This window comes from Fulvivirga sedimenti (assembly GCF_020328055.1).
Map to the genome: position 1 here is coordinate 626979 of NZ_JAIXNE010000003.1, position 21751 is coordinate 648729.

15 protein-coding genes are annotated in these 21751 nt (G+C 45.4%); 14 read left to right on the top strand and 1 reads right to left on the bottom strand.

Features of this window, described 5'->3' with window-relative positions; genetic code table 11:
- Window positions 1-165: 165 nt before the first annotated feature.
- From LDX50_RS15090 to LDX50_RS15140, 11 genes are all read left to right on the top strand, one after another.
- Window positions 166-1605 carry an amidohydrolase gene (locus LDX50_RS15090; protein ID WP_225698133.1) on the top strand — a complete coding sequence of 480 codons (1440 nt, stop codon included), beginning with the start codon at window positions 166-168 and terminating at the stop codon, window positions 1603-1605.
- A 59-nt stretch (window positions 1606-1664) separates the two neighbouring features.
- Window positions 1665-1838 (top strand): hypothetical protein, encoded by a 174-nt coding sequence (locus LDX50_RS15095; RefSeq protein WP_225698134.1) that lies wholly within the window; start codon window positions 1665-1667, stop codon window positions 1836-1838.
- Window positions 1839-1960: 122 nt separating this feature from the next.
- Window positions 1961-3421, top strand: coding sequence for an alpha/beta hydrolase family protein (locus LDX50_RS15100; RefSeq protein WP_225698135.1), 1461 nt, complete (start codon window positions 1961-1963; stop codon window positions 3419-3421).
- A gap of 143 nt (window positions 3422-3564) precedes the next feature.
- Window positions 3565-5694, top strand: coding sequence for a M20/M25/M40 family metallo-hydrolase (locus LDX50_RS15105; protein WP_225698136.1), 2130 nt, complete (start codon window positions 3565-3567; stop codon window positions 5692-5694).
- Window positions 5695-5814: 120 nt separating this feature from the next.
- Complete coding sequence (locus LDX50_RS15110; protein ID WP_225698137.1) at window positions 5815-9882, top strand: hybrid sensor histidine kinase/response regulator transcription factor; 4068 nt, start codon at window positions 5815-5817, stop codon at window positions 9880-9882.
- 208 nt (window positions 9883-10090) lie between these two features.
- Window positions 10091-10561, top strand: a complete 471-nt coding sequence (locus tag LDX50_RS15115; protein WP_225698138.1) for a hypothetical protein — start codon at window positions 10091-10093, stop codon at window positions 10559-10561.
- A 204-nt stretch (window positions 10562-10765) separates the two neighbouring features.
- Window positions 10766-12034: a hypothetical protein gene (locus tag LDX50_RS15120; protein ID WP_225698139.1), complete on the top strand. Its 1269-nt coding sequence runs from the start codon at window positions 10766-10768 to the stop codon at window positions 12032-12034.
- A 149-nt stretch (window positions 12035-12183) separates the two neighbouring features.
- Window positions 12184-12933, top strand: a complete 750-nt coding sequence (locus LDX50_RS15125) for a DUF6090 family protein (RefSeq protein WP_225698140.1) — start codon at window positions 12184-12186, stop codon at window positions 12931-12933.
- Window positions 12934-12953: 20 nt separating this feature from the next.
- Entirely contained in the window at window positions 12954-13769 is an 816-nt protein-coding gene (locus LDX50_RS15130; protein ID WP_225698141.1) for an alpha/beta fold hydrolase, read from the top strand.
- A gap of 13 nt (window positions 13770-13782) precedes the next feature.
- Window positions 13783-14709 (top strand): alpha/beta fold hydrolase, encoded by a 927-nt coding sequence (locus LDX50_RS15135; protein ID WP_225698142.1) that lies wholly within the window; start codon window positions 13783-13785, stop codon window positions 14707-14709.
- A 182-nt stretch (window positions 14710-14891) separates the two neighbouring features.
- Complete coding sequence (locus LDX50_RS15140) at window positions 14892-15557, top strand: hypothetical protein (RefSeq protein WP_225698143.1); 666 nt, start codon at window positions 14892-14894, stop codon at window positions 15555-15557.
- 46 nt (window positions 15558-15603) lie between these two features.
- Here LDX50_RS15140 and LDX50_RS15145 read toward each other — a convergent pair whose 3' ends face one another.
- Window positions 15604-16497 (bottom strand): LysR family transcriptional regulator, encoded by an 894-nt coding sequence (locus LDX50_RS15145; protein ID WP_225698144.1) that lies wholly within the window; start codon window positions 16495-16497, stop codon window positions 15604-15606.
- Window positions 16498-16591: 94 nt separating this feature from the next.
- On the opposite strand from LDX50_RS15145, the gene LDX50_RS15150 reads away from it, so the two are divergent.
- The 3 genes from LDX50_RS15150 to LDX50_RS15160 are packed head-to-tail and all read left to right on the top strand — an operon-like array spanning window position 16592 to window position 21638.
- Window positions 16592-18247: a proton-conducting transporter transmembrane domain-containing protein gene (locus tag LDX50_RS15150; RefSeq protein ID WP_225698145.1), complete on the top strand. Its 1656-nt coding sequence runs from the start codon at window positions 16592-16594 to the stop codon at window positions 18245-18247.
- A gap of 40 nt (window positions 18248-18287) precedes the next feature.
- Window positions 18288-20792 (top strand): YbcC family protein, encoded by a 2505-nt coding sequence (locus tag LDX50_RS15155; protein ID WP_225698146.1) that lies wholly within the window; start codon window positions 18288-18290, stop codon window positions 20790-20792.
- A gap of 6 nt (window positions 20793-20798) precedes the next feature.
- A complete protein-coding gene (locus tag LDX50_RS15160) occupies window positions 20799-21638 on the top strand; it encodes a DUF6671 family protein (RefSeq protein WP_225698147.1) in 840 nt (279 codons plus the stop codon).
- The last annotated feature ends 113 nt before the right edge of the window (window positions 21639-21751 follow it).

Here is a 21751-nt window from a genome sequence, read left to right on the forward strand (position 1 = left end):
GAGTGATTGAAAATAATATCAAGAGATTTCAGGAATAGTGTAAATTAAGTCCGGGGACCTTGTAATTTGGGAATATATCCCGACTAATAGCAGAGCTCTTGCAAGGATTATAAACCCTGATTACTAACAAATTACGACACCTAACCCTCATTTAAATAAAATCTAATGAAATCCTTCCTGATCATCGTTTTATGCATATCGGTCACCTGTACCACCCTGGCTCAAAAACCCAAGGCCGTGGAAGCCATGAAAAATGAAACCGCTGCTTCAATTCAGTCTGACTACGACACCTATAAAGAACTCGCACTGGAAATCTGGGACTACGCAGAATTGGGATACAAGGAAAACCAGAGCTCTGCCCTACTCGCCAGGACTTTGGAGGAAAATGGGTTTGCGGTTGAAACAGGTGTAGCAGGCATGCCCACCTCGTTTGTAGCCACCTATGGCAGCGGCAGCCCTGTGATCGGGGTCCTGGCCGAATACGATGCACTGCCTGGCATTTCCCAGGATAATACACCAACACGGTCCCCTGTTGATGGCAAGTCAAATGGTCAGGCCTGCGGTCACCACTTGTTCGGCGCCGCAGCAGTGGCAACAGGAATTGCCATTAAGCAACACCTTGAGAGTGGAAAGCTGAAAGGAACGATCCGGGTTTACGGTACACCGGCAGAAGAAGGTGGCAATGGCAAATCCTATATGGTTCGCGCAGGACTTTTCAACGATGTAGACGCAGTGCTCCACTGGCATCCATGGGATAAAACCGGTGTGATTGGGACAAGCACATTAGCCAATAAAACAGCAAAGTTCCGTTTTCACGGAATTGCCTCGCATGCCGCAGTGGCACCAGAAAACGGGCGTTCTGCCCTTGATGGTGTAGAGGCTATGAATGCAATGGTGAACATGATGCGGGAGCATGTTCCGCAGGAAAGCCGGATCCATTATGTTATTACCAGCGGCGGTGAAGCACCCAATGTGGTCCCTGAATATGCAGAGGTCTTCTATTACGTACGCCATCCGAAAAAGGATGTTGTACAATCAATATTCGAACGGATAGTAAAGGCCGCAGAAGGCGCTGCGCTGGGAACCGAAACATCCATGGATTACGAAATCATCAGCGGTTCCCATGATTTGCTGATCAACAATACACTGGCCGAAAATATGAATACCAACCTGCAACGGGTTGGCGGGGTAATTTACAGCGAGGAAGATAAAAACTTTGCGAAAACGTTGCAGGAAAGTTTTCTCAAAAAAGCCCCTGATGTATCTGACGCCGCTCAAATTTACCCGACGGGCAGCCTCCCTCTGAGCGGCTCAACAGATGTTGGGGATGTGAGTTATATGGTGCCAACTGTTGGGTTATTAATAGCAACCTGGGTACCCGGAACCAGTCCGCACAGCTGGCAGGCCGTCGCATGCGGAGGAACGGATATTGGCATCAAAGGCATGATGGTGGCCGCAAAGACTATGGCACTCACGGCCATAGATTTATTTACGCAGCCTAAATTGCTGGTGGATGCAAAGGAAGAATTCATTGAGGCCAAAGGTGATTATGTGTACAAGGCCCTGCTGGGTGACCGACAGCCGCCTTTGGATTACAGGGATTAAGTTTAACAATGAAGGTCAGACATTAAAAAAATACTTTAAAATCACATCGATACGAACAAATGAAAAGCATACTCATCAAAACAGGCATGATCATTTATCTGCTCCTGTTTGCCTATATCCTGATCTTTAAATCCCTGAGCATCGACAACACAGAAACAAAAATATTTTTCCTGTTAAGTCCGCTCGTCCTCTACTTCGGCCTGCGGAATTCCAAAATTTTAGAGAAGAAATAACACCCTATGGTCATTTAAGCAGTATTCTGTCGACAGATAACCGGTTTACATCGGGATACGACATTGCCCTTTCTATTAAATCCGTTGATTTTTGGTCATCAAAAAACCAATAAAAACAACGTATGCAATTCTTCGAATTACTGATAATTATCGCCTCTTCCATTACGATCATTTTCAATCGTATTCTTTACAGATATGTTAATAAACGCTATGTCATCGGATTCCTGATCCTGATCCTGGGCATACACCTGATCGCGGAAGGACCCCGTTGGCAAATAACTCCGGCCTACCTCCTCTTTCTTGTCGCAATCATCACCAGTTTCAGAAACCCGGAAAGGAAGTCGTCGATCTTTCTGAGGATCATTAAGACCATCGGCCTTGCTGTACTCCTGGCAATGGCCATTCTGCTGCCTTCGGTTTTCCCGGTATTTGAACTGCCGTCCCCCACAGGACCCTACGCGGTAGGAACAACAGATATCCTGTTGAATTCCGACCGCCCGGAGCCCATCACAACAGATGAAGGCGATCAAAGGCGGTTTATGATCAAGGTTTGGTATCCATCGACAGAACCTGGCGAAGAAATGGATTCATACATCGACAAGGGAGGCAGAAATGGCTTTGCCCAGAAGTACCAGCTTCCGGGATGGATGTTCAACTATCTCGATAAGATTGAAACCCATGTTTACCGAAATACTCCGGTTGCCGGTGAAACCTTTCCGGTACTGATCTTCTCGCACGGCTATAACTCCAAGGCGAACGGATACTATGCAATTCTCTCGGAGCTCGCCAGTCAGGGTTATATCATTTTCGCCATCAACCATAGTTATGAAAGCACCGGCTCAACCTTTCCCGACGGATCTGAAATTTATTTCGATTACGACTATGCTGCCCGTATCGAAGCGGGAACCTGGGAGAAGATTCAGCCTGTGCAGGAGGCATTCAGGAACGGGCTCTCCTTTGAAGAAAGACATCCCATTGTTGAGAAGGCACTTACAACCTATTTCGTCAGAGATATTGTGGAACGGTGGGCACTCGATATCATGGATGTTATTGACGAACTGGATAACTGGAATAAGGAAGGCTTGTTCAAAGGCCGATTGGAAGTAGCGAATGTAGGAGTTTTCGGACATTCAAGAGGCGGTGGGGCTGCCGGACAATCACTGTTAGTTGACAACCGGATTAAAGCCGGGGCGAACCTGGACGGTGTGCAGTGGGGACAAATCGTTGATACGGTGTTCCAGAAGCCCTTTCTTTTTTTATCGGCCGACTGGCCCGCGGATCACGAGGACCTGAACAGCCATGCTTACATCAACAAAAGTACCTCCTGGTTTTATGAGGCCAAACTACTGAAATCAGAACACAGCAACTTCATGGATATCCCCTACATGATTCCGGTAAGAGCACTCAGCCAGGCGGGACAAATTGATCCGGATCTGGCCATGAAAATTACGGGCAGGCTGACAACATCCTTTTTCAACCGACACCTTAAGAATGATGGCACATCGCCTGTTGAAACGCTTGATTCAACCTATGAAATGCTGGAAATGAATATCTATAAGGGGGATTCATTATTGCTCCATTAAAAGGGGTAATCTCTTCAGAGCGCGTATATTAACGTGTATATGAAATTCCGTTGTTTCACTGGTTCCCTTTTACTACTTTGGGGATTATTCGGCAGCTGATGTTGTCTCACTGCTGCCGGATTTCAACGGAACCCCTAAACTATATGCACATTTTCAAATATGCTGTGATCCTATTTGCAGCTGTAATTCTTGATATCAGTAATTCCCTCGCACAAAGCGATAAAAACTACAACAGCCTGATCCCCCACCTGCAGGCATTCGCGGAAATCTCTTCCGTAACAGGAAGAGAGGATGCCGCAGCTGCCTATATCCGGTCATTACTCCCGGATGCTGATGTAAAAACCGATAAACTGGGCAACCTGATCCTGACCATCGGCTCGGGGTCTCCCAAAAAACTGATCACCGCACCGCTGGATGAGCCGGGATATGTGATAAGCCAGATCCAGGAAGATGGCTATCTACGACTTGCCCCGATTGGATTCGGACATGCAGGCAATCTTTATCATCAATTTTTACAGGGGCATGAAGTTGTCATCACAACAGAAAAGGGGCCCTTAACGGGTGTTTCAACGGTGCGATCCATGCACTATGAAAGACTCCGGATCATCCTGGAAAGTTCTAAAACTCCCTTTACATGGCACGAAGCATTTGTAGATGTTGGTGAATCATCCGAGAAGGGCGTCGCTCAAAAAAACATCAAACTTCTCGACCCTGTAACACTGAATAAAAAAGTAAGTATAATCAATAATACCATGATGGCGGCGCCGGCTATGAAAACTAAGTCGGCAGCGATAGCGCTTGCCGCCGTGGCCAACAGCATCCGTGAAAAAGATATCAAGGGTACGGTGGTCATTGCATGGACCACCCTCGAACTGATCAACGGAAAGGGACTGGAGGCAGTGATCAATACGCACGGACCCTTCGATGAGATCCATCGGTTTAACCGTTTCCTGGAATCGGATAATCTTGCGGCGAACACCCTGCTTACAAACGGCCGATCATTCAACAGCGATGTGAACTACGCAGATGTGAAACCGTCGATTCCCTTCGGTAATCGTGCCTCTACTGTTAATTTCGATGAGCTTAACGTTTATGAAATCGGTTTACCCGGACTGTATGAGCACACTCCGGTTGAAATGGTTGCTATATCGGATGTGGAGCACCTGGCAGATTACTGGCTCAGAGTAGTGGGCGGAAAGAACAAATCAAATGACTTGCCGGCAGTAAAGACTGAAATACCCGGAGCGACCTACAGAACTTTCAACGATGAACACAATGTAGTTTCAGAACTCGTAGCACGTTACGGGGTAAGCTCCGATGAGGGACAGGTAAGGGAGCATATACTGACTCAATTGCCCGATTGGGCGAAGCCTGACGTCGATTCTGAAGGAAATATTCGTCTCAGCTTCGGCCAGGGAGACGAGCATATCGTGTTTGTTGCCCACATGGATGAGACCGGATATATTGTGGATTCCATTACCGATGATGGCAAACTGGTACTCGGGACCAAGGGCGGGATGCTCCAGTGGTTATGGGAAGCGCAGCCGGCATTGATCCATGTATCAAACCAACCGATACCGGGAGTCTTCGAGCCAAGAAAGGATTATAAAACTGCTGAGGCAAGAGCACTCCCGTCGGACCTTACCGTATTTGCCGGCTTTGATTCAAAAAGTGAGGCATTGGCTGCCGGAATTAAGATTGGGTCCACTACCGTAACCATGCCCAAGAAAATGATCCGTCTGAGTGAGAACCGTGCGGCCGCGCGTGGCTTTGATGACCGCGTAGGCAGCGCTGCGTTGCTGATGAGTTTAAAAGATTTAAATCCTGCTGAACTTGACCGAAGGGTAACCTTCGTCTGGTCGACCGCGGAAGAAATCGGGCTTACAGGCTCTTCCTATGCCGCAAAAGATCTCACAGATGCGGATATTGTCTACCCTATTGATACTTATGTCTCTTCTGATGATCCGTATACTGATGAGACATTTGCGAACATGCCATTGGGTGATGGCGCAGTCATACGGGTGCTGGAAAGTATTAATTACGTAAGCCGGAAAAATCTCAGGGCCGTCCAGGACCTTGCCGCCAAAAACGCAATTAAAACGCAATACGGCATGACGTCTGGGGGAACCGACGGACAGGCATTTCTGGGTTATGGGATTCCATCTATTCCCCTATCCTGGCCGGGAAGATATTCGCATTCGCCGGTGGAAGCGATGGATTACCGGGACATGAATAATCTTGTTAAACTGATTCAGGCGATTATTCATGAGTAAAGACAATTTCAGAATTTCATACGAATTCCTTAAAGTATAAAACTCCGAAACCACAATGATTCTGCATTCATCAGACAAATAAATCATTTCAGAATATTAAATTGGGGTAATTGCGGTCAAATGAAAAATGACTGCAGGGTCTTACTTGTAGAATCCATGGTATTTAAACAGAGTAAGCTTACCGCTCTTTTGTGGTTTACAATTCACCTCGGCTGTATATATACAACATCCGCCCAGAGTAATATTGAAATCACGCATCGCACCACCGATTACGGAAAGAACTTCCGGTGGGTTTATGACATCACCCAGGATGATGATGGCTTCATCTGGCTTGCCAATCATACCGGACTCAGGAGATATGACGGCGAGAATTTTATTACCTGGCAGCATTCAGATAATGATTCTGCAACGCTTAGCACCAATACCATCATTCGAGTCAGCAAAGATCAGCAAGGTAATATTTGGGCATATGGTAACGATGGAGTTTTCAACAAACTGGAACTGGCATCTGGAAAAATTACAAGGGTTCAACATACATTCGATGAGGGCAATCTCAATGCTGAAATGAAACATTTCGGCCCTCTGAGTAACGACGATTTTATTGCACTTTACTATCAATCGGGGACCAATACCATATGGAGATACAACCCCGCGAAAAACAAATTTGAAAACATATTGAATATCCCGGTGGCAGGTACGACACTGGAATATTTTACCGAGCGATCGGATGGAAAATTATGGCTCTGGGGTATGGGAGCAGGCTATTATCTGGCCGATATTTCAAACAACACTATTGAATACTTTCCGGTGAATGCAAATGGATATGCTATTCCTGTCGACAAGGATCGCAAATTCTGGTACCCTTCAAACAATGTCGATCCGCTAAATGAGGCATTATTAAATTTTAGTTTACCCGATGACATTGACGTATCGAAAATTGAACGGGTACAACTGGATAATGCCGGGAACATCTGGTTCTATCATGGGGAAGGAGACGTTTATCAGTATGATGTGAATTCAAGAACACTTGAAAGATTTGTCGACCCGATGTTCAAAAGATCCAATGGTGTACAATTGATGTATCATTTCTTTGAGGACCAGGATGGTGGTTTCTGGAATGGCCATTTTTTTGGCGCAGTCCGGTTTAAAAAGCGGGAAAAATTATTCAATACCTACTTCAACCAGGCAAGTCCGTCCGAAAGCATCAGAGCATTCAGCGCCCGGGAAATCATTGAGCTTTCACCGGATGTGTTGCTGGTGAAGGAAAACGAGCAAGACCTCTACACGGTAAACCTGGTGACTGGTGAAACCACTCAGATTAAAAGGCAATACAGAACAAGCTCTGGCGAAAATATCTCAAAATGGTTTTATTCCATGGTATTAAACCGTGACGGATACCTCTGGACAAACCAGGCTGATAAACTGATTAAAACAAATATTGTAACAGGCGCCGAGGAAGTTTATGCCATCCCTGTTTCTCCATTGGCAGAGAATTTTACTGAAAATGCTTTTCAAAAGTATTGGCCCAGAATTTTCGAAGATGCCTCAGGAAAACTGTGGTGGTGTGGACCGGGTGATATCAGTATATTCGACAGGAAGAATAAAAAAATGATTCCGGCAGACCTAAGACCGGGTCCGGCTGCAGTACATGCAGATTTCAAATTCGCGCGGTATGATCCAGTGCATGATGCCATATATGGCAGCTATGACCAGGGTATTTACCTCATTGATTGCAGCAGACAGGAGGTTTCCCTTCTTGAAGTTTACTCAATCCAGGAAGGCTATGATATCATGATCACCTCGGTATTAAACTGGAATGATGAGTTCTGGCTGTCAACCAATAAAGGTCTGATAAGATATAATCCGCAAACGGGCGACAGGCAATTCTACACCAGAAAGGACGGACTTCCTTCCAATGTGGTTTACAATGTATTAGGATCCAAGGATCATTTATGGCTGGCAACACGTGATGGTTTATGCCAGTTAGATCCATATGAAAATGTAATGGTTAATTACTACCAGGAACAGGGCCTGGCATCTGATGAATTCAATTTATGGTCCTGTCATAAAACCTCATCAGGCCGGTTGTTTTTTGGCGGACCGAATGGCATCGTAGGGTTTAATCCTGAAAATTTCAAAATGACCACAGGTAAAAAAGGTCAATTAAACCTTGTGGGGATATCAAAATACAATCAAAAGGAGGATGCACTCATCAATATTCCAAACCTTCCCTATACAATAGCTGATAAGATCATTTTTAATGCCAACGAAAGAACCATTACATTCAGATATACGCACACCATTTATGGTGACGAATTCAGCAGCAATTATTCACATATCCTGGAGGGGTTGGACAATCAATGGATTGACGATGGGTTCCGCAATGAAGCCAGGTACCTGGAAATTCCACCGGGAGACTACATATTCCACGCAAAAGCGGTTGGACCCAATAATATTTCCGCGCTGAATGAAATCGCCATACCCATCAGTATAAAACAATATTGGTATTTAAGGTGGTGGGCTGTTCTGATTTATATTTTCATAGTGGCTGCCGCGATCTATTTTATCTACCGGATGTTGCTGAAAAGAAACCTGGAAAAGGAAGAAGCCCTCCGGATGAAGGAGCTTGATGAAGTAAAAACGAAAATGTACACCAACATAACACATGAGTTTCGCACTCCCCTAACTGTTATGCTGGGAATGAATGACGCGGCAAAGGAATATGCTGAGGAAGGCGAAACGGATAAGGTTCTCCACGCGGTTGAAATGATTGACCGAAACGGAAAAAACCTACTGAACCTGATCAATCAAATGCTTGAGCTTTCTAAACTGGAAGCAGGTGTACTGTCGGTCAATAACCAGCAGGGTAACATTGTCGATTACCTGAAATACCGAATGGAATCATTTCAGTCCTATGGTGAAGCAAAACAGGTACAGATTTATTTTGATCCGGAAGAAGAGGAGATTATAATGGATTTCGATGTTGATAAAATCTCCTATATCGTCGGGAACCTGGTGTCTAATGCCATTAAATTTACACCCGGCAGCGGGAACGTTTATGTTCAGGTACGGAAGACTTTTGCAGACCAGGGGCAACCTTTTCTGGAGTTTAAAGTAAGAGACACCGGCATTGGCATTGAAGCCGATAAAATTAATCGAATATTCGACCGCTTTTACCAGGTGGATGACTCCAATATCCGGAAAGGTGAAGGAACCGGAATCGGATTATCCCTGGTAAAACAACTTGTGAAGTTACTTAATGGTAATATTCAGGTCGAAAGCACGATAGATGAAGGGTCGGAATTTACCGTGCTGTTGCCGATAACTCAGGATGCTCAAATCGCCGAAATGATTCCATTGGAAAATGCCCGTGATGAATGGTCTGAGAGTATATCTAATTTCATCGAAACTGAAATGGATTCTGCCCATGAAGACATGGATAAACCCTTAGTCCTGATAGTGGAGGATAATGCAGATGTTGCTCATTACATTGGTGCCAGCATCAAAGAAGGCTACCAGACCATCAGGGCTACAAATGGTGTTGAAGGAATCGAAAAAGCCATTGAACTCATACCCGATATCATTATCAGCGATATCATGATGCCGGAAAAGGATGGCTTTGAGCTTTGCGAAACATTGAAAAAGGATGAACGCACCAGCCATATCCCAATCATTCTGCTCACAGGTAAGGCAGACGGAGATTCCAAAATTCAGGGCCTGGAGCATGGCGCCGATGTTTATCTGTCAAAGCCTTTTAACCGTAAGGAACTTTTAATCCGTCTCAAGAATTTACTGGCGCTGCGCGCAGAAATACAGAAGCATTATTCAGAATCTGATTTTTCCAAACCGGTCAGCGGCCTGTCCGGAACCGAAAACGCTTTTTTATTGAAAATACGAAATGTCATATTGGAAAATATTGAACATGAAGATTTCAACATCACCAAACTGTGCGATCTTGTCCATTTAAGTCGGCCGCAACTGCATCGAAAACTGGTTGCCATTACTGGGGAATCTACCTCAAACCTCATACGAAAGGTGCAATTGGAAAAGGCCAGGGAATTACTTTCTTCAGGAGAATTTAATGTAAGTGAAGTAGCTTACCAGACGGGTTTCAAGACCCAGGCACATTTCAGCAGGGTATTTTCTGAGGCCCTTGGAGCTCCCCCAAGCTCCTACGTAAAAAAATAAACAGCCCAATCAATCCTTGCTATGAAGGCAGGAAAACCTGCTTTTTAAGCCTCAAAATCGTTTCAAATGCCGGAATTTCGGCGAATGAAACATACAGACACGTCTTTGAAACACAGAGACAAATTATGCCCGGATTATTTTCAGAGCTTTAAATCATCGATCTGCAAACGGCATCTCGATAATTTATGTAAACCAAAAAAACACTATCATGAAACGCTTTGAAATTATTGTACTTGTATTTATCGTCCTGTTCGGGTTCAACTGTTCCAGTGATGATTCCGAACCAACACCGCAGGTGACCATTGAAGATTTCGAGGGAAGCTGGATTGCATCTTCTGCGATTTTTACAAATAAATCCAATTCCTCGGAGGTCGTGAATTTTATTGCCGCAGGAGGAGAAATTCGCTATACCATGCTGCCGGGGGGAGAAGGACGCACCCGAACCTGGATTGAATTTCAAAATAATCCGGTTGATGAGTGGGATGCCATCATATCACTGGGTCCGAATAAAACTTATATATCAACTCCTGCAGAGGCAGGCAGGCCCGTAGTTACCGGAACGTATGAAATGGGGAATAATACGATCACACTCACAAACAGTAATGACAGTTTTGATTTTGCAAATTCCGGAAATGAAGAACCTGCAACGTCTGTTATTGTTTTTGTCCCCAACAATTAGGATTTACCAGACTGAAATATATCGCAAAGAATCTGCGCTATAATTGGTAAAATTCAATTAGGGCACTAAATTGATTGTGAAGGATTGATCAGAACAAATTAGCTGCGGACATTCTCTTTCGTCCAAGGTTGATTTACCGGACGTTTCAAGATCTGATGATTTCTTTATCCATCGTAAACATTAATCATAAGCCCCGTTGAAATTATGAATACCAGTGAATTTGTTAAGGATCTTAATGTTCAATATTTCAACGGGGAATTGTCCCCGAAGTTCCAGGCCAAACTAGAGCGATTACCCATTGACAGGCCCGATGTTTTCGCCTTTATTCAACGAATGTTTGGCTGGATCAGCAGTTCAGGGTTGCCGGCAAAGGACATGTCCCTTCTTCAGGCAGATATATTCGGGACGCTCCTGGCACGAATACTGCCGGGTGCCTGGGAGGGCAAAGTGCCTCCCATCACCATCCAGGGCCGACATGCGGTCATTGATCAATATGTTAAATCAAATTCCTGGTTGGCTTCCGAGGGGAAAGAAATGCTGGACATAGGCTGTGGATTTCCTCCATTTACAACGCTCGAAACAGCGGGATTCCTGGATGACTGGAAAATCACCGGCGCAGATCCCTCACTGCCAGCCTATCTCATCTTTGATTCTGATGGAAATTATGCCACGCTTGATGAGGATAAATCTACCGTTTATTTCCAGCCAGCTATTCCATCCATCGAGAACTGGAACAAGTTACTCACGGATTCAAATGCCACAAGAACACGCTTTGAAAATTTACTGGAAGAATTACTAAATAACCCTTCCGGGGAAGACTATCCTTCCCTGAAGCTAAATCCCATCAAAAGCTATGAGACCGAACAACTGACATTTTTGAAGGGTGGAATTGGTCAGATTGACATCACTCCCAAGGATGTCATCCGATGTTTCAATGTCCTGTATTACTTTGACGATGCCTTTCTTGAAAAAGCGCTTGAATGGTTTGCTCAAAAAACAAAAGAAGGCGGGATCGTTTTAATCGGCGGTGATTGGGCAGGATCAACCGAATGCTATTATCATGTATATCAAAAAAACGGTAACCAGCTGGTGAACCGTGAGTTTGCCTTCAGCATCGATTGTCTCTGCCCCATGGGGATTGTTACCTGGTACTCCAATCATGCCGATGACAGGCAAAAAGCCGAATTGGTTAAATACATCAGTATTATCCGTAAAGATCCTGAATTCATGAATACATTTTATGCATTTCATGATGATCAGCGAAAGAATTACGACCTCTGCCCGCGGGACAGTGAAGGCTATTACGGGGGTGTGGATCCTGCCGTTCCACCTCAAATTCTGTGGACAAATGCGAGTAATATACTCAAAGAGCTTAACGAAGAAGGCCTTAATCAACTGGCGGTCGATGTACTGCGCCGCGCAGGATTCACGGCACGGGTGAACGAGGTAGGCCATATTGCTGTGGCTCCCTAGCCGGGATGCCTATCCTGACAACAATTAGTCATCGGCGTTATAAAGATTGCTTTTTTGCAATTCTATCCTGTTATTACGGTTTGTTGGCGTGAGAAAAAGACCGCCTGATGTTACCAGGTAAGGCCGGCGCCCTCATCACACAGAAACACATGATAAAATTTTTTCGGAAAATCCGTCAGCGTCTGCTTACTGAAGGTAAAACAGGCAGCTATCTCAAATATGCTTTCGGTGAAATCATTCTTGTCGTCATTGGAATTTTAATTGCACTGCAAATCAATCTCTGGAATGAGGATCGGAAATTGAAAATTCAGGAAACAAAAACGCTGCAGAACTTCGTATTGAGTTTGTCACAGGATTCCGCTTATCATGCACAGAGCACTGTGAATTACGAGAAGGCCATAAATTCAATCAATTACCTCATAGATTATATGGAGAAGGACCTTCCATATAAAGACACACTGAAATTTCATTTTTCAAATATGACCAGCGACTGGGGATTGCGATATGACTTTTCAACTTATGAATCACTTATGTCGAACGATATTAACCTCATTTCAAATGAATCGTTGAGGTCCGATATTATCAGCTATTACAACTATGCGGGCGGATTGGCAGCAAGCCTCTCTCAACGATATACCGAAGTCATTGAAGATGCTTCCAAAGCTATTCTAAGCAAGCATTTTGATCAGATGTGGAATGGGCGACCAGATGTGGTGGGCGAAATGGTTCCCATTGACTACGAGGAACTTAAAAAGGATCACCAGTTCAAATATTTCCTGAAGACACTGAAAAATCAAAATTTCTGGCTTATTCAACGTCCATTAAAGATCTCGAAGGAAAGTTACCAGCAACTTGCAAGGGATATCGAACTGGAAATAAAAAAGTTATCCAAAGATTAGAAACTTTGATCGGAGAAATTATGAGACTGAATTATCCTCTGCTTATCATCGCTTTTTTAGTTACATTTTCAAATTGCAACCCTCCCGTGGGAGATGATTCGGAATCTTCCTTTTACTCCTTTGATAAAACCAGGATCGCCTACACCGATGAAGGAAAAGGAGAACCTGTCATTCTGATTCACGGGTTTATATCAAATGGGAGTTCGTGGAACAATACTGCCCTGAAAAAACAATTGATGGAAAATGGTTACCGCGTCATTATTCCCGACCTGCGGGGTAATGGCAATTCCGATAAGCCGCAGTCCGCAGATGCCTATAAGAACAATGCCGAAGTTAAAGACCTGGTCGCCCTCGCAGACCACCTCGGCTTAACTTCGTTTATGGCCATAGGATATTCCCGCGGATCGATTGTGCTTGCCAGGTTACTTACCCGGGAAACCCGAATTTCCAAAGCTGTTTTTGGAGGTATGGGGCTTGACTTCACCAATCCGGAGTGGGACCGGCGAATTGCCTTTGCCGATGCTTTTTCGGGCCGCGCTGAGCCAAATGAAATGACAGAAGGGGCCATCAATTATGCAAAATCCATCAATGCGGATCTGAAGGTTTTAGGGTTTCTTCAGGACTATCAGCCGGTTACATCAACGGAAGAGCTTCGGAAAATTAAAAATGAAATCCTTGTGATTTGCGGAGATCAGGACAGAGATAATGGTGATCCGGAAGAGCTCAAAAATCAATTCCAGAACAGTACCCTGATCATCGTTGAGGGAGATCATAATAATACCTACAAACAGGACAATTTTGCGGTAGGTGTTCTGACATTCTTAACCAGCAGTTGATGACGTTCTTATCATGAAAGCACTCAAAGCCCTACTTTTTGTCACACCGCTCCTGTTGCTCATCGTTTTCCTGCTGTTTGGGTACCGGGATATTCCCATTGAAACGCTGACAGAGAAATATGCGCCTCCTCCCTCCTCTTTTATTAACGTTGAAGGGATGAATGTCCATTACCGGGATGAAGGAAGAAGTTCAATACCCGTTGTGCTTATCCACGGCACCGGTTCAAGTTTGCATACGTTTGAGGAATGGGCATCACAGTTAAAGAAAGATCATCGTGTTTTACGAATGGATCTGCCGGGGTACGGCCTAACAGGACCCTTTCCGGATCAGAATTATTCGATGGACCATTATGTAGAATTCGTGAGGGATTTTCTGAAGGCTTTGGAAATAAAAAAATGCATACTCGGTGGAAACTCTCTGGGAGGTAATATCGCGTGGCGTTTTACCGCCGAATACCCGGAAATGGTTGAGAAGCTCATTCTGATTGATGCCTCCGGGTATCCACAGAAGGCAAAAAGTGTTCCGCTTGCATTTAAAGTGGCACGGATCCCGGTGATTAAAAATATATTCACGTATATCACTCCCAAGTCCGTAGCCAGGTCAAGCGTAAAAAATGTGTATGCCGACAAATCAAAGGTTAGTGAAGCGTTGGTGGATCGTTATTTTGAACTTACACTGCGGGAAGGAAACCGGCAGGCATTTATTGACCGGTTAAATACACCCCTGGATACCACCAGCTATAAAAGAATCAAATCCATTCAGCAATCAACCCTGATAATTTGGGGTGATCAGGATCAATTGATACCCATTGAAGCTGCCTACAGGTTTCATGATGATCTGCCTGCAGACACCCTGGTAATTCTGAAAGATACAGGACATGTTCCCATGGAAGAAAGTCCGGATCAGAGCCTGGAAGCAGTTGTGGCCTTCCTTAAGTAGGCAAAATCATAAATTATCCTTTGGGCTAAACATCTGTAAGCCAACCGGATATAAAATTTGAATCATCAGCCTTTGAAAACATGTACCTAAAAGGATGAAAATACAGCGGTTTCTTTGAAAGATTATTGATTAATTTATGATCTGGAACTCTATCGTTATATTAATATTAGTTACTGAGAATAATGAAATATTTTTTGACATGCATCCTGATATTGTTAATGCAGGAGGTGAATTCACAGATTAAAGCAGTTACTGAAAAAGGAGATACCATTTACGTTTATGACAATGGTACCTGGAGTTTTGAACTTCTTGACGAACTGCCTGACGATTCCGATGAATTGAATTTTCTTTCGGATGTGCTGGTACCGGATACCATCGCCCAACATTTTCTGGTACCCGGCAATGCCACAAAGGAAGTGAGTGATGCCAGGGGTATGTTTACCATCAGGTATGACGAAAATAAGTGGAGACGGGTTCCGCCGGCCACATTGAATGAGGAAGCAGATTTTGCCTTCCAGGCGAAGGAAACGGATATATGGAGCATTGTAATCGCAGAGGAGATCACCATTTCACCTGATAAGTTATTCCTGATCGCTAAAAACACAATGAAGGAACGAATCGGTTACGAACCGAAGGTAATCAAAACAGAAGTCAGAACAGTTAATGGTTCCGAAGTAGTGAGAGGAGTTTTGCTGGCCGAGTTTTCAGGGATCACGTTCATTTTTGATACGTACTACTTTTCCAATGACCTGGGGTCTGTTCAATTTACCACCTATACAAGTGATAAAATCTGGGAGAGAAATGAAGATCTGATTTTAGAGCTGTTAAATGGGTTCATCGGTAATTAATATATCACCCATTATTAGTGCTGCATCGGACTAAATTGATCCGGAATCAATACTTCAGATACCAATCAAAGTATTCTTCCCTGATCTTCTGCTTTTCGGTGCGGATGAATTCCAGGTAATACTCACTCACCGGGGACATCTTCTTTCCTTTCAGCCAGATCAATCGCCATTCTGTTTTTATGGGTAAACCCCTGGATGGCAACAAATGAAGTTCATTATTCAAAAGTTCATTCTTCATACCGATCAACGGCATAATGGAATAGCCAAGCCCGGCGATCACTGCCTGCTTCACCGCTTCATTGGAAGTAAGCTCCATTCTTTTTCTTTGCTGACCTTCGTGCTTGTCAAAGTACTGCTCCATGGCCATGCGCGTAGCAGAACCCTCCTCCCTGTAAATAAGCGCCTTGTCCTTCCGCCTCCTGCTTTCATTCCCAAACAGATAGAGTTTATTTTCAATGAGCAGTTCTTCCTCAATATCCAGTTTATCCGGCAGAACGGAGACCAGGGCAAAATCAGTCTCGTTGTTCTTCAGGCTTTCAATCACCCTGCTCTTGTTGGTAACATCAAGCACCAGGTCAATCCCTGTATTCTTCTCCAGGAAACCGGATAAGAAATATGGAATTACATATTTTCCTGTGGAAGCTGAAGAAATATTGAGCCTCCCGGTTAATAATCCCTCGTAAGCCTGGGTCTTGTAATTTATATTTTCCAGTTCCTGAATCACCTTCTCCGCTATCTTGCCGATTTCGATTCCAAAATCAGTAACATATAATTGTCGCCCAATCACCTCGGTAAGTGGAATATCAAACTGATCCTGGAATTTCTTAAGCTGAATGGATACGGCAGGCTGCGTCATAAAAAGCTCCTCCGATGCCTTGGTGATACTTCTGGTCTGAATCACCTTCAGGAATATCTGCAATTGATGTATCGTGTAATTCATAACTTTTACTTATGTATTATATAATAAATATAAATAAAAATATATGATTTTAATTCACAAACTTTGCACCGGATTAAAAATAAAACGTATCTGCATGAATTTAGATTTTATCATATTGATCATCCTGCTGTCACCGCTCGCATTTTTAGCGACAGCCATTGTTTCATGGTTTCAGCCGGGTATGCGGCCAATACTTACGAAAAGAATGGGAATCTCATCCGCTTTACTAAGTATTATAACCGCCGCGATAAGCGGTTTTTTTGTGATTAAATACGGACTCCTTGAATCGTCCTTACTGGGCGTCAACAACCTTGGATTTAGCGTACGCCTGGATTCTGTTAGCATGATCATGTTCTCAATGATCGCAGTCATCGCATTCATTGTGATGAAATTTTCCCTCAATTATCTCGACGGTGATCGTAACCACGGCCGCTTCATCGGACGCCTGGCGGCTACAATCGCATCGGTACAACTTTTGGTCCTTTCCGGAAACCTTGGTCTGCTGCTGATATCCTGGATTCTGACCAGTATTTCATTGCATCGGCTGCTCGTTTTTTATCATGACAGGCCCGGAGCCATCAGCGCAGCACGAAAAAAATTCATTATGGCCAGACTGGGTGATCTCTGCCTGCTGATCGCCGTTTCCCTCCTCTACGCTCAATTCGGAACAGGGAACATGGAGACCATATTTCAGCAGATCAACCTGGCTTCACTTCCTGTAAATGTGGAAGCAGCGGCCATCGCACTGGTATTTGCTGCACTCTTCAAATCAGCCCAGTTCCCCACCCATGGATGGCTGATCGAAGTAATGGAAACCCCTACCCCCGTATCCGCATTGCTCCATGCCGGATTACTGAATGCAGGCCCTTTCCTGCTTATCCGAATGGCATTCGTAATGGATGCAAGTATATATGCACCCATCTTCATCATCACAATCGGCGGATTTACCGCGATGTTTGCCTCCCTGGCATTCCTTACCCAAACATCGGTAAAAACTGCCTTAGGTTATTCCAGCGTTGCTCATATGGGATTCAGCCTGATGGTGTGCGGACTCGGAGTTTATCCGGCAGCCATGCTGCACCTGGTAGCCCACTCATTTTATAAAGCCCACTCTTTTCTTTCCTCAGGAAGTATTATCGATTCAATCAGGACATCAAAGGTGAAGATGACGAAACGTACCGGCAGCCCCATCAAAATCGCTGCCGGATTTATGCTGGCACTTGGCATTTACGCCGCATTTGCTCTTCTCTGGGGTATTGACCCAAATAAAGAACTGGCACTTCTGGCCATTGGCGCGATCATGGTAATGGGACTATCGACGCTCTTTACTTCCGCTCTCGATTCAAACGGAAGTTTCCAGCTGGTCATACGGGCATCCATACTGGCACTGATTGTCGCCACCTCCTTTTTCACACTTGAATCAGGTTTTCACTATCTCCTGGCAGGCCAGGTTCCTGACCTATCAGGATTGAGCCTTACAGAAATGTGGCTGATCGGTGGAGTACTACTGGCTTTCAGTATGGTCGTTTTCTTTCAAATCCTGGCACCATTATTTGGTACCAGTCAGACCTATACAGCAGTTGCCATTCACCTGCGTAATGGCCTGTACGCCAACGCGGTACTTGACCGTATCATCGGATCTCTGCGGATTCCTGCTCCTGCTCATGGTTCCATCGCAATCGAGCAACTGGAAATGAATAAACGCCAGGAATCCGTAACCATCGAAAAACTCGAAAAGGAAGTTATATAGCCTGTTTGTCAACAGTTTGACTCATACTAACAAGAAAAGAATGAACAAAAATAATCCTGAAATAAACAATATGTCAGCCGACTCAAAAAACCGGAAACAATTACTGGAAACCATGCGCACGGCGGCAAAAAAGATCGCGCCGGTATGGCCACTCGAAAGGTTTGTGGCGGTAAACCCGTACCTGGGTCTTACAGATAATCGCTTCGAAAACGTTGCCCGGGATCTCGCTATGGCCGGAGGAATTCAGATGACCCTTCCCACCGCCTTCTACCTTCAAAAGATGGAGGAAGGAAAACTATCCCGGCAAGATATTTTTGAAGCGCTCAACCGACATCACAATGAAACAAGCGTAGATGAATTCCTGGATTCCGCGAAACAAATTTCGGAAATCCACACTTTTGAACTCATTCCCACCATGGCCGACGTTGCCCAAAAGGTTACCGAAAAAGACTGGACCCGGTTCATGATCGCACGGATCTCCACCTGGGCGGCTTCCTATTTCGACCAGGGTCAGGCGATCTGGAAAGCAGCAGACCAGGAAAAAAGTCCGTTCGCTGCCTGGAAACTTGAGGCCAGCGTAGATCTTACCACAGAAATGAGCGGACTGAAGGGATTCAGAAAAGCGGTAAAAGCGTTCCCCGAAAATGCGGTTGACGCGGCACAGGAAGCACTAAAAACCCTGAATATACCCGACGATGGAAAAGACATCTACCTCCACAGCCTGCTCCTGCGCGTCGGGGGATGGGCGGCCTACGCTGCACGTGTAGACTGGGACAATGAACTGTACGGAGGAAAGGATGGAGTACTGATTGAATTCCTGGCAATTCTTCTCTGCTGGGAAGCATGCCTGCTGAAATGCATACCGCATAAAGAACTTGAATCGGAATGGAACACAGCAAGGAAAACTTTGCCCTTCGCTACCATTCAAAAAGAACTTAACCAGCAGCTAACACAAAAGCTCATACTGCAGGAAGCCTATGACCTGGCCGCACAGCGTGAAATTGTCAGCAAATTCAACGATTCCGGTGAGATACTGAAAAAGTCAAAAGAACAGGCTAAAGCCCAGGCCATATTCTGTATCGATGTGCGCTCGGAGGTTTATCGCAGAAACCTTGAAATGGCCGACAGCGATATTGAAACCCTCGGTTTTGCTGGGTTCTTCGCCTTCCCGATCAACTATGTCCCCATAGGACATGAGACCGGCGAGGCACAGTGCCCGGTACTGCTGAAAACAGGTCCGACGATCCTGGAAGAAATGCCGGATAGCGAAACAACACAACGGGCGTTGAATAACCGGGTATTGTACCGACAGGTTAAACAGGCCTGGAAATCATTCAAATCGGGTGCCATCACCTGCTTCAGTTTTGTAAGCCCCATCGGCCTGTCATACCTGCCTAAGCTTTTTACCGATAGCTTCGGACTAACCCGGCCTGTCCCACACCCGGATCAGGATGGTTTGAAAAGTGAGTTTGTTAAAAATAAACGGGTAAGTCTTACTGCCTCAGGGCATGACCACCCAACAAGTGGAATTCCACTGGATCAGCAGATCAGCATGGCAAAGAATGCACTTTCGGCCATGTCTCTGACCGATGATTTTGCCAGATTTGTGCTGATTGTGGGTCATGGCTCTACCATGGTGAATAATCCGCATGCCACCGGATACGACTGCGGAGCATGTGGCGGACATACAGGTGAGTCTAACGCCAGGGTTGCGGCCGAGGTCCTGAACAACAGGGAGGTGCGCGCCGGTCTGCAACGGGAGAATATCTTCATACCTGTAAATACAGTATTTCTCGCCTGCCTCCACGACACGACAACAGATGAGGTTACGATCTTCAATGAATATGACGTGCCTTCGGATCGTCACGCCGAACTTTCTGAATTAAAGGAATCACTGCGGAACGCAGGTCACGGTTCACGAACAGAGCGTGCACTCCGACTGGCATCAGAAGACGGGCTGGATGCCGACAAATCAATCATGTTCAGAAGTAAGGACTGGTCACAAACAAGGCCTGAGTGGGGATTGGCGGGCTGTTCAGCCTTTGTGGTTGCCCCGCGGGAACGCACAAAAGGAATCGATTTCGGCGGACGCTCCTTCCTCCACTCCTATGACTGGAAAAATGACAAGGATTTCGGAGTCCTGGAACTGATCATGACCGCTCCCATGGTGGTCACCAGCTGGATCAGCCTTCAGTACTACGCCTCCACTGTCGATAACCGCCTCTTCGGATCCGGGAACAAAACGCTTCACAACGTAACCGCTGGCGTGGGTGTGCTGGAAGGTTATTCCGGGGATCTGCGGGTTGGTCTGCCATGGCAGGCAGTGCATGACGGAGAAAATTTCCAGCATGAGCCTGTCAGGCTGAATGTGATCATCGAAGCACCGATCAGCGCGATGAACAACGTCCTTGAAAAACATAGTGCGGTAAAAGATCTGTGTGACAACGGATGGATCAACCTGCTTGCCATGGATGAAACCGGATCCGTTTCACATCGCTACCGCGGCGAGCTTGGCTGGGAAGAAATGAACGTTCATGCAGCCTGATCCCCGATGGATTTCTTCAAAGGCCGGCGGCTGGTCATAGCCACCAAGCATCAAAAAGAAATAATCATTGGTCCGAAGGCAGCATCGCGACTGGGGGTGCTGCCTTTTGTACCTGAGGATTTCGATACAGATGTTCTCGGAACTTTCTCCGGCGAGGTGCCGCGTGAATCGGATCCGCTATCCACTGCACGCCGTAAATGTGAACTTGCGATGGAACTCACGGGCTGTGACCTGGCCATCGCCAGCGAGGGATCATTCGGAGCGCATCCCGCATATGTCTTTATCCCGGGAAACGAAGAAATCGTCATGCTCAAAGACCTCAAAAATGATCTCGAGATTGTAGGTAAAAAGCTGAGCACAGATACCAATTTTGGCGGAGAGGTCTGTCGGAACCAGGAAGAGCTGGAAGCCTTCGCCATCAAATCTGGTTTCCCAGATCATGCCCTGATTATTCGTAATGCCCAGGATTCTGCCGAAACAATCTTCACGGGCATCAATTCCTGGGATAACTTACGTTCCAAATTCCAAAATATAATGGGCAGGTATGGTGACGCCTTCATTGAAACTGATATGAGGGCCATGTACAATCCTAAACGCATGAAGGTAATTGGCGAAGCAACAGATAACCTGCTGGAACTGGCCTTAACTTCCTGCAGTGAATGCGAAACACCCGGATATGGAATAACAGATGTTGTAAAGGGATTGCCCTGCGACTTGTGCGGGGCCCCCACCCAATCAATTAAGTCCTACATTTATTCCTGCAAAAAATGTGGACATCGAGAAATCCGGCCCAATCCACACAAATCGGTTGAATCACCCCAATACTGTGATTTCTGCAATCCGTAGTACTGAGATAACTCAAATAATAATCCGGGACCCATCCTGATATTGTATCTTCCATTGCTTTTTCACTTCTTGTGTTATGTTTAGCCATCCCAAAGGATAAATCAATCAGATTA